The 10,445-nt window shown below is 42.5% G+C and carries 10 protein-coding genes; 2 read left to right on the top strand and 8 right to left on the bottom strand.

Annotated features, from left to right (window positions below; translation table 11 throughout):
- Positions 1 to 335 precede the first annotated feature (335 nt).
- Together INP83_RS21120 and INP83_RS21115 are read right to left on the bottom strand one after the other, a co-directional pair.
- Complete coding sequence (locus tag INP83_RS21120) at positions 336 to 1,883, bottom strand: methylmalonyl-CoA mutase (RefSeq protein ID WP_219125807.1); 1,548 nt, start codon at positions 1,881 to 1,883, stop codon at positions 336 to 338.
- 6 nt (positions 1,884 to 1,889) lie between these two features.
- Entirely contained in the window at positions 1,890 to 2,420 is a 531-nt protein-coding gene (locus INP83_RS21115; RefSeq protein ID WP_219125806.1) for a hypothetical protein, read from the bottom strand.
- 91 nt (positions 2,421 to 2,511) lie between these two features.
- Between INP83_RS21115 and INP83_RS21110 the strand changes: the two genes are divergently transcribed.
- On the top strand, positions 2,512 to 2,865 hold the full coding sequence (locus INP83_RS21110; RefSeq protein WP_146272519.1) for an iron-sulfur cluster assembly accessory protein: 354 nt from the start codon (positions 2,512 to 2,514) through the stop codon (positions 2,863 to 2,865).
- A 49-nt stretch (positions 2,866 to 2,914) separates the two neighbouring features.
- On the opposite strand, the gene INP83_RS21105 is transcribed toward INP83_RS21110, so the two are convergent.
- Positions 2,915 to 3,763, bottom strand: coding sequence for a TlpA disulfide reductase family protein (locus tag INP83_RS21105; protein ID WP_146272521.1), 849 nt, complete (start codon positions 3,761 to 3,763; stop codon positions 2,915 to 2,917).
- 130 nt (positions 3,764 to 3,893) lie between these two features.
- On the opposite strand from INP83_RS21105, the gene INP83_RS21100 reads away from it, so the two are divergent.
- Entirely contained in the window at positions 3,894 to 5,135 is a 1,242-nt protein-coding gene (locus INP83_RS21100) for an ABC transporter permease (protein WP_219125805.1), read from the top strand.
- Between the two features lie 57 nt (positions 5,136 to 5,192).
- Here the strand turns inward: INP83_RS21100 and INP83_RS21095 are convergent, their stop codons facing one another.
- From INP83_RS21095 to INP83_RS21075, 5 genes are all read right to left on the bottom strand, one after another.
- Complete coding sequence (locus tag INP83_RS21095; protein WP_219125804.1) at positions 5,193 to 5,939, bottom strand: tyrosine-protein phosphatase; 747 nt, start codon at positions 5,937 to 5,939, stop codon at positions 5,193 to 5,195.
- A 3-nt stretch (positions 5,940 to 5,942) separates the two neighbouring features.
- On the bottom strand, positions 5,943 to 7,007 hold the full coding sequence (rfbB, locus tag INP83_RS21090; protein WP_219125803.1) for a dTDP-glucose 4,6-dehydratase: 1,065 nt from the start codon (positions 7,005 to 7,007) through the stop codon (positions 5,943 to 5,945).
- Positions 7,008 to 7,012: 5 nt separating this feature from the next.
- The gene (gene galE, locus INP83_RS21085) at positions 7,013 to 8,032 is read right to left on the bottom strand and encodes a UDP-glucose 4-epimerase GalE (RefSeq protein WP_219125802.1); all 1,020 of its coding nucleotides are present in this window, start codon (positions 8,030 to 8,032) and stop codon (positions 7,013 to 7,015) included.
- Positions 8,033 to 8,097: 65 nt separating this feature from the next.
- Positions 8,098 to 9,081, bottom strand: a complete 984-nt coding sequence (locus INP83_RS21080; RefSeq protein WP_219125801.1) for a UDP-glucuronic acid decarboxylase family protein — start codon at positions 9,079 to 9,081, stop codon at positions 8,098 to 8,100.
- Positions 9,081 to 10,391, bottom strand: coding sequence for a UDP-glucose/GDP-mannose dehydrogenase family protein (locus INP83_RS21075; protein WP_146272531.1), 1,311 nt, complete (start codon positions 10,389 to 10,391; stop codon positions 9,081 to 9,083). Before INP83_RS21075 ends, INP83_RS21080 begins: the two co-directional genes overlap by 1 nt.
- Positions 10,392 to 10,445 lie beyond the last annotated feature (54 nt).

Below are 10,445 nucleotides of genomic sequence, written 5' to 3'. Positions count from 1 at the left end.
AATGAAGTATCAGTAATTTCTTGATTTCCAGTGTCCCAACCTTTGAGCTTTTGGGCTCAGTACGGAACATCGAATATTCAAAAAAAAGGCGGATTAAAAAATTAAAATTGAACTTTTTTAAGAAATAAATATTTGAAAAAAATGCCTTTTTTAAGCTAAAAACGAATATTTTATTTTATATTTCGCATGCAGGCAGGCAAAAGACCCCTTCACTTTATCCTATCGCATTTTTACGAGTTTCAACAACTATTTGTTGTTAAATGTTGTGGGTTTTTGAAGATAAATTTCGTCAATTATTAGTTGATGTATTATCTTAAAAAGCAAATAATCAACTGTTAATATTCCCCAAAGATGTTGCGCAATTCATCGGCAATTTCGCCAAGTGTGGCATAGCTTTCTACTGCGGTTAATATGTATGGCATCAGGTTTTCGGTACCCTTAGCGGCAAGGCTTAAGTTTTTTAAAGCGTCCTTAACTTCGTTATTATTGCGCTCCTTTTTTAACATCTCAAGTTTTTGGGTTTGCTGTATCCTGATAGAATCGTCAATGCGGAATACCGGCGGTGCAACTTCTTCCTGCTGTGTAAATTTGTTAACACCAACCAATACGCGGTCGCCGCTTTCAATGTCATTTTGGTATTCGTAGGCAGCAGCAGCTATTTCCTGCTGAATATAATCCTGCTCTATAGCTTTTACAGATCCACCCATCGCATCTATCTTATCTATATATACATATGCGGCTGCTTCCAATTCATTGGTTAGTGCTTCCACAAAGTAAGAACCGGCCAGCGGATCCACGGTATCGGTAACCCCGCTTTCAAATGCTATGATCTGCTGCGTGCGAAGGGCTATTTTTGCGGCAGCCTCTGTTGGTAAAGACAATGCCTCGTCGTAACCATTGGTATGCAGCGATTGTGTACCACCCAGCACTGCAGCAAGCGCCTGGTTGCTTACACGCACAATGTTATTCATAGGTTGTTGTGCCGTAAGTGTTGAGCCACCTGTTTGGGTATGAAAACGCATTTTTTGCGCACCTGCATCAGTAGCACCCAGTTCTTTGGTGATATTGGCCCACATCCTGCGTGCCGCGCGGAATTTGGCTATCTCCTCGAAAAAGTTGTTATGGCAGTTAAAGAAGAATGAAAGCCGTTTGGCAAACACGTTTATGTCCAAACCTTTATCCAAAGCAGCCTTTAAATAAGTTTTACCATTAGCTAAAGTAAAGGCAAGTTCCTGTACCGCGGTTGAGCCCGCTTCGCGAATGTGGTAGCCAGATATAGATATGGTATTCCATTTAGGTATTTCCTTACTGCAATATTCAAAAATATCGGTTATCAGGCGCATGGATGGCTCCGGCGGATAGATATAGGTACCGCGCGCAGCGTACTCCTTTAATATATCGTTTTGGATAGTGCCCGATATCTGCTTGATATCTGCCCCCTGCCTCTTTGCCAATGCGATATACATCGCTAACAATATAGATGCAGTTGCATTAATGGTCATGGAGGTAGTGATATCCTTAAGCTGTATGCCATCGAACAATATCTCCATATCCTTTAAAGAATCTATCGCTACACCTACTTTTCCTACCTCACCTTCGGATAGGGCATGGTCGCTATCATAACCTATCTGCGTTGGCAGGTCAAATGCTACTGACAGGCCCATGGTACCCTGGCTAAGTAGATAGTGGTAGCGCTTGTTGGATTCTTCGGCTGTTGAAAAACCGGCATACTGACGCATGGTCCACGGCTTGCCACGGTACATATCTTTCTGGATGCCGCGCGTGTACGGGAACTGCCCGGGCAATTCATCCATACCCGATGGCTCGGTATAAACTTCTTTGAATTGAATGCCCGATGTGGTAGTAAACTTTTTATCTGCCATGATACGTTAAAATATATTATCCATATCCTTACGTACTATGGCGGTAGCCAACTCATATGGGCTGCTTTCCAATTTGGAAAGATGGTTTAGAACGGCTTTGCCCAGATCAAGCCCGGTTGCACCTGCCGGGAGGCTTTGCGTGGCATTGGTAACCAGGTTTATAGTATCATCTTTAATACGCCTAACGGTGCCCCATGCCTGGGTGCTTACATATATCTGCTGGGTAACGTTGTGCTGATATTCTGTACGTACCTCATTTAATATGATGTTGTATAACTCAACTGCACTGTATCCGTTACCGTTTAAACGAACCAGCATGTTTGCAGGGTCTACTCTATCAATGAACAATACCAGGCGCTCATATGCCTGCAAGCGTAAAGGCAGCGTTTGGTTACTAATCGCTTTCCTTATTTTCAAAGCCTGTAAATTCTGTGATTTGTCCAGATAGGGTTTTAAAAGATAAAACGCGATATAGACCACGCCGATGCCGGCAAGGGTGTACTTTAAAATATCGAATAGATAACTGTATGCGGCCATGTTGTTTCTGTTAGGCAGAGGTCATAAATAATAGGTGCGAACAAAAATCCGTATTTTAGATTTATATTTGTATAGTTTGATAAAAAATAAGATGAGTGTTACCGCTGAAACTTTAACCGCCCCTGTAACTTTTACTGAAGGTGCCGTAAAAGAACTTTATAAACTAAAAGAACAACAAGAAATTGCCGACGACTTTGGCCTGCGTGTAGGTGTTGAAGGCGGAGGCTGCTCGGGCATGAATTATGTTTTGGGCTTCGATCAGAAAAAAGATGGCGACCAGGAATATTATATCGAGGGCATAAAAGTATTTATGCATAAAGCGCATGGCCTTTACCTTGCCGGTATGCAAATTGATTTTCAGGATGGCCTTAACGCTCGTGGCTTTACCTTTAACAATCCTAACGCGGCAAGCACTTGCGGTTGCGGTACATCATTCTCTGTATAAATAAAAGATCTTGATAAACAAAGGCGCCTTGTGGGCGCCTTTGTTGTTTTTACATGTTCTGTGCTTTAATATCTTCTATGGTTTTCTTTATCCAATAACCGGTGTTATCAGAACCAACGGAGTTGAATCTGATGATGCCTTCTTTATCTATCACAACAGTTGTAGGATAAAGGTTCACTTTATACTTATCGCCATAGTACCTGGCGTCAGCAATATGCTGAAAATCAAAAGGCATCTTTTTTAAGAAATCTTTTATCTCCCAGCGCTTATCGAGGCTGAGGCCAACAAATATTATGTTGGGATCTGCGCTATATTCAGCCACAACTTTGTTTAGCTCCGGCATCTCGTCCCGGCAAGCCGGGCAATTGATGAACCAGAAATTTAGTACTACTATTTTACCCTTAAGTGCTTTTATATCTATTTTTTTACCATCAATAGTGCTTTCTTTGAAAGGCTCCATGGGTTCTCCATTCACAAACCCCTCTGATGTGCGAGGTAACCGGGTAGGCACGTAACGATAGGGTTCCTCTGCTTTTAAAACCGTGTTAGATGTTGTTGCCTGTTGTTCTTGCGCGGTTTCAGATTGCTGTGACGCAAAACTTTTTTTGTATTCGGCAAGCCTTTTTCTCCCCGCCTCATCAAGCCAGGTAAGCACAAAAGCGGTGGTATCTTTTTTAACCTTATTTGTACGGCCGTCCTTTACATGCGTAATAGTTTGCCTTACTGAATAATTGCCGCTTGCCAGTTGTTCTTTCCAATAATTATAAGGTAGTATTTTACCTGTCGAGTCCTTAACAATTGTTTGTTCGTTTAGATCAACATTAGATCGGATGATCTTTTGTGCTCGGCTTGCCAAAGTCAGGCAGCTTAATAAAAATAGTAGTTTTAGAGTTTTCATGATGCGGGCTTGGTATCATTAAAACTAAAACTTTTTGGCCTATTATGATAATTTTAAGTAAATAAGTTAAAGGCATGTAACAAAGCACCGTAGGCGATAGTCAAAACTGCATAATTCCTATATTTATAGCATGGCAGTAAAAACCAGCCTGAAAGAAAATATTTCCATTGCACTGCAATCCATCGGCGGCAACCGTTTGCGAACTTCTTTAACGGCGCTGATCATTGCTATCGGTATTATGGCCCTGGTAGGAATATTAACGGCCATTGAAGGTATTAAACAGTTCACCAATGATGCCTTTGCCGGTTTAGGTGCCAACTCATTTACGGTACAAAATCGCGGTTCGGGTATTAGTTTTGGTAACGGTGGCCATCGTAAAATGTACCCGGCTATTACCTATGCACAAGCTGAAAAGTTCCTCGATATTTATAAACTACCTGCACGCACCAGTGTAGATCTTAGCGTAACCGGTACTGCCGTAGCAAAATATAACAGTGTAAAATCAAACCCCAATATTTCGGTTACCGGTAGTAACGATAATTACCTGGCTATAAAAGGCCATAAGCTGGCATTTGGCCGCAATTTTTCATTATCAGAGTTAGAACACGGAGCTAATGTTGTTATTGTAGGTGACGAAGTTAAAGCCAAACTTTTTAAGAATGAGGATCCGATAAACAAGTATATCCTATTAGGCAGCAATAAACTGAGGATCATTGGCGTAGTGGCCCCTAAAGGAAGCAACAGTTTTGGCGGCGATAAATTTTGCATTGTGCCATTGCAAAAAGCAAGGCAAATGGTAGATACATCAAGAAAAGTATCATACGCTATTACCGTAAGTGTAAACAGCCCCGATGTGTTAGATGCCAGTATAGGAGAAGCCACTTCTCTTATGCGGAACATCCGTGGTGTGAGAATTGGGCAGGACGACAATTTTGAGATCTCGCGCAGCGATTCTATTCAGCAGGAATTGTCAGGCCAACTCGCGGGCATGACCATCGCGGGATTTGCGATCGGTATCATAACCTTGTTAGGCGCAGCAATTGGCTTAATGAATATTATGCTGGTATCTGTTACCGAGCGCACGCGCGAGATCGGCTTGAGGAAGTCGATAGGGGCCACGCCGTCGGTTATACGCAAGCAGTTTTTAATAGAAGCAATAGTAATTTGCCTGATGGGCGGCGTAGGCGGTATAATTTTAGGTATGGCCGCCGGCAACCTCATTGCGGTAAATATCAGCGGTAGTTTTGTGGTGCCATGGTTCTGGCTATTTTCAGCAATTGCATTATGCACTATTATTGGTCTTTCTTCAGGATTTTATCCTGCAAAGAAAGCATCACGGCTTGACCCGGTTGAGGCGTTAAGATATGAGTAATAAAAAAAGAAAGCCGCTTAACAAAGCGGCTTTCTTTTTTTATCTGCAATAACAGTCTTATAATAGACTGTTTTTCAATGGGTGCTCTGTAAGAAGTTTTTCAAGATAAGCAGTGCCTAATGCTTTTTCAAAGGCCGCGGCATGGCGAGGGTGGTGCATATCACTTGATATAAAATCTACTAAATGTGCATCAACCATTTCTTCTGCCTTTTTTTGCACATGTTTGCCGTAATAACCGGTGAGGGATATGGTGTTCAATTGCAGGTCGCAGCCCCAGCTTTTTATGGTTTGCATTTGCTCAATACCCATGTATGCATATCTTTCAGGATGGGCCAGTATTGGTTTGTAACCCATGTCCTTCATTTTCTGAATAACAGGGATAACATTTGGCGGCTGATTAATAAAAGACAACTCAAAAAGTACGTAATTATCGCCCATGGTCATTACCCGGCGTTCTGATATGCGTTTCTCAAAGGTTTCATCAAAGTAGTGTTCGGCAGCAGCTTGTACTTCAATATCAATGTTCTGTGCTTTTAACTCAGCCTTTAGCGTTTCAAGCGCAGCATTGATATTATCAGGCTCATTGCGATAGTAATCTATCATAATGTGTGGCGTAGCAATGATTTTTTTAATGCCAAGCGCCATCATCGTTTTGATCAGAACAATTGATTCCTGGGGATTTTGAGCGCCGTCGTCAATTCCCGGCAAAACATGCGAGTGCATGTCTACCATTATTCCACTGTAGCTTAAATTTGGATTTTGTGCGGTTACTTCCTTAGTTTTCTTCTTAAATAGTCCAAACATCTCTTATCTATCGGCGTACTGCTCTTTGTAATAGTCCTGGTAGTGGCCACTGGTCACATCATCAAGCCACTTTTGGTTAGCAAGATACCATTCTACGGTTTTTTCCAATCCTTCCTCAAAAGTTATTGATGGTTCCCAGCCCAATTCATTTTTTAGTTTGGTTGCATCTATAGCATATCTCAGGTCGTGGCCGGCCCGGTCTGTCACATAGGTGATCAGTTTTGCTGATTCACCTTGTTCGCGGCCTAATTTGCGGTCCAGTATATTACATAACAGGTGAATAAGATCAATGTTTTTCCACTCGTTATGGCCGCCTATGTTGTACGTAGTACCTGCCGCTGCTTTGTGAAATATCACATCAATAGCACGGGCATGGTCTTCAACCCAAAGCCAGTCACGTACGTTCTCCCCTTTACCATAAACCGGTACAGGTTTGTTCTGCGTAATGTTATGAATGGCCAAAGGTATCAATTTTTCAGGGAAGTGATACGAGCCATAATTATTTGAGCAATTAGATATAACGGTATTTAAACCGTAAGTATCATGGTAAGCACGCACAAAATGGTCTGATCCGGCTTTAGAAGCCGAGTACGGGGAATGTGGATCATAAGCAGTATCTTCCCCGAACATATCAGTTTCACCCAGCGTGCCGTACACCTCATCTGTAGATACATGGTAAAAACGCTTGTTCTCGTAGTTGCCTTTCCAGAGGTTTTTGGCTGCGTTAAGCAGGTTAACGGTACCAACAACGTTGGTCATCACAAACTCAAGTGGGTTGGTGATAGAACGGTCAACGTGAGACTCGGCTGCAAGGTGTATCACAGCATCAGGCTTTTCCTGCTCAAATAAAGAATTTATAAAAGCAATGTCTACAATATCACCTTTAACAAACCGGTAATTGGGCAAATGTTCGATATCCTTTAAATTGGCAAGGTTACCGGCATAAGTTAACTTATCAAGATTGATGATCTGATAATCCGGGTAGTTGGTAACAAACCGGCGTACAACATGTGAGCCTATAAAACCGGCACCACCAGTGATGATGATTTTTTTTGCAGGTGTATTCATCTTACTTATAACGGATTGGCTGCAATATATTGTTCCCAAGCCCAGGCAGATGACATCATCGTATCAAGGTCAAGGTCGGCTTTCCAGTTTAGCTTTTGGGCAGATTTGGTAACATCTCCCCATACTTTTTCGATATCACCTTCGCGCCTTGCGCCTATCTGGTAATTAAGCTTTACACCGGTTGATGCTTCAAAAGCTTTAATAACTTCCAATACGGTTGAGCCGGTGCCGGTGCCAATGTTAAATACATCGTATCCTTTAAAATCCGGTTGCTCCATTAGTTTAATAGCTGCCACGTGTGCTTTGGCAAGATCTACCACATGTATGTAATCGCGTATACAGCTGCCATCGGGCGTATTATAGTCGTTGCCAAAAACGGTGATCTTTTCACGTTTGCCTATCGCCGTCTGGGTAATAAATGGTACCAGGTTTTGAGGTACGCCTATAGGAAGTTCGCCTATCAACGCCGTTTCATGTGCGCCAACCGGGTTAAAATAACGCAAAGCCGTTATATTAAATGTACTGCCCGATTTTACAACATCTTTTAATATCTCCTCTGCAATTTGCTTGGTATTACCGTATGGAGATTCGGCTGCTTTAACAGGTGCATCTTCTGTAACCGGTAAAACATCGGGCTGGCCATACACAGTACAGCTTGATGAAAATACAAAGTTTAGTTTTTTACCTTCGTAAACCCTTAACAGGTTTATTAACGAGTAAAAGTTGTTGTAATAATATTTCAGAGGATTTTGTACCGATTCGCCAACTGCTTTTGATGCAGCAAAGTGAATGATGCCGGTAATGTCTGCTTCATCAGCAGCGAGTTGTTTTACCGCTGCTTCGTCACACAAATTAAGTTGGTAAAATTTAGGTGTAAAACCTATAATTTTAGCCAACTGGTCAAGTATCTTAATGTCTGAGTTAGAAAGGTCATCAACAATAACCGGGTCATAACCGGCATTAACCAACTCTACAACGGTGTGCGAGCCAATAAAGCCCAATCCCCCGGTAACTAATATTTTCATATGTAAAGGCGTGTTTAGGGAGCGGTAAATGTACAGCTAATTATTTACTGTTTAACGCTATTTGCCTACTTATTGTAATAGGTAAAATCCTTATGTTTTATCTCGTGTTCAGGCAAAGACTTAAAATAATTGTAAGTGATCTTCAAACCTTCCGCACGGGATACCTTTGGCTCCCAGCCTAAAATTGCTCTGGCTTTGGTAATATCCGGCCTGCGTTGCTTTGGGTCATCGGTTGGCAAGGGCAGGCTTATCAACTCCTGGTTTGTGCCGGTAAGTTTAATGATCTCTTCCCCAAATTCCTTGATGGTTATCTCATCCGGGTTACCGATATTCATGGGCTGTGCGTAGTCGCTGAACAGCAATCGGTAGATACCCTCTATCAGGTCATCAACATAACAGAACGAACGGGTTTGCGAACCATCGCCAAACATGGTTAACGGCTCGCCACGCAAAGCCTGGCCGATAAAGGCAGGTAAAACACGGCCATCATTAAGGCGCATACGAGGGCCATAGGTATTAAAGATGCGCACAATGCGGGTTTCCAAACCATGGAAGGTGTGGTAAGCCATGGTGATGGATTCCTGGAAACGTTTTGCCTCATCATACACACCACGCGGACCAACCGTATTTACGTTACCCCAGTATTCTTCTGGCTGAGGGTTAACGGTTGGGTCGCCATAGATCTCTGATGTTGAAGCAATAAGCATACGTGCATTTTTAGCACGTGCCAAACCCAGCAGGTTGTGCGTACCCAATGAACCCACCTTTAAAGTTTGGATGGGTATCTTCAAATAATCGATAGGGCTGGCCGGCGATGCAAAATGCAGGATGTAATGCAACTCGCCGGGCACATGCACAAATTTGGAAACATCGTGGTTGTAAAACTCAAAGTTCTCGAGTTTGAACAGATGCTCAATGTTGCGCAGGTCGCCGGTTATCAAATTATCCATGCCAATAACATGGAAATCCTCTTTTATAAATCTATCGCAAAGATGCGAGCCGAGAAACCCGGCTGCACCTGTTATCAGTACTCTTTTACGTTCGGCCATTAGCTTATAATTTTACGTCCGATACTGTTATAATAAAATCCAAGGTCTATCATTTTTTGCAGGTCGTATAGGTTACGGCCGTCAAATATTACCTTGCTTGGCAGTAATTCAACCAATTTGTTAAAATCAGGTGTGCGGAACACAGACCACTCAGTAACAATCAGTAACGCATCGGCACCGTGTAGTGCTTCATATTGGTCCTGTGCATAATTAATTTTATCACCAAGCAGTGCTTTCACATTTTTCATACCCTCAGGGTCATAAACTGTTACCGTTGCACCACCTGCAAGTAATTCATCAATAATGTATAAAGCCGGTGCTTCACGGATATCATCTGTTTCGGGTTTAAAGGCAAGGCCCCACATTGCAAAGTGTTTACCTTTAATATCACCGTTATAGTATTTCTTCAGTTTTTGAACCAATACTTTTTTCTGTATCTCGTTAACTTTCATTACCGAGTTAAGGATCTTAAACTCGTACTGATTTTCTTCTGAAGATTTTGCCAACGCTTGTACATCCTTAGGGAAACAGCTACCGCCGTAACCGATACCCGAGAACAGGAAGCGGTTGCCGATACGGTTGTCTGACCCTATGCCCCGGCGTACCATATCCACATCCGCTCCAACAACTTCGCAAAGGTTGGCAATCTCGTTCATGAAAGAGATCTTAGTAGCAAGGAATGAGTTTGCTGCGTACTTGGTAAGTTCTGAAGAACGCTCATCCATAAAAATTACCGGGTTACCCTGGCGTACATATGGTGCATACAGTTCGCCCATTAATTTGCGGGCGCGTTCATCGGTAGTGCCTACAACCACGCGGTCGGGCTTCATAAAGTCATCAACGGCTACACCTTCGCGTAAAAATTCAGGGTTTGATACCACTGCACACTCTATGTTGGTGTTTTCTTTGATAGCCGCCTTAACCTTATCTGCGGTACCTACAGGTACGGTTGATTTAGTAACAATAACTTTGTAGTCGGTAACCAGTTTGGCAATATCTTTTGCAGCACCAAGCACGTAGCTCAGGTCGGCAGAGCCATCACCGCCCGGAGGGGTTGGCAACGCCAGGAAAATAATTTCTGCATCAGCAATTGCATCAGCTAATACGCTGGTGAAAAGTAAGCGCTTTTGGCTGATATTACGATGGAAAAGCAATTCTAAACCCGGTTCGTAAATCGGAACCTTTCCGTCCTGCATCATCTTAACTTTTTGTTCGTTAATATCAACGCACGTAACCTGGTTGCCGGTTTCGGCTAAACACGTACCGGTTACAAGACCAACATAGCCTGTACCTACTACAGCAATTTTCATAGCTTATGATTTGTTATTTGTTACTTTTATACCCGACGAAGATAGTACTATTAC

Origin of the sequence: Mucilaginibacter sp. 21P, assembly GCF_019331605.1 — a bacterium.
GTDB lineage: Bacteria > Bacteroidota > Bacteroidia > Sphingobacteriales > Sphingobacteriaceae > Mucilaginibacter > Mucilaginibacter achroorhodeus.
This window is presented reverse-complemented; position numbering and strand designations above follow the sequence as displayed.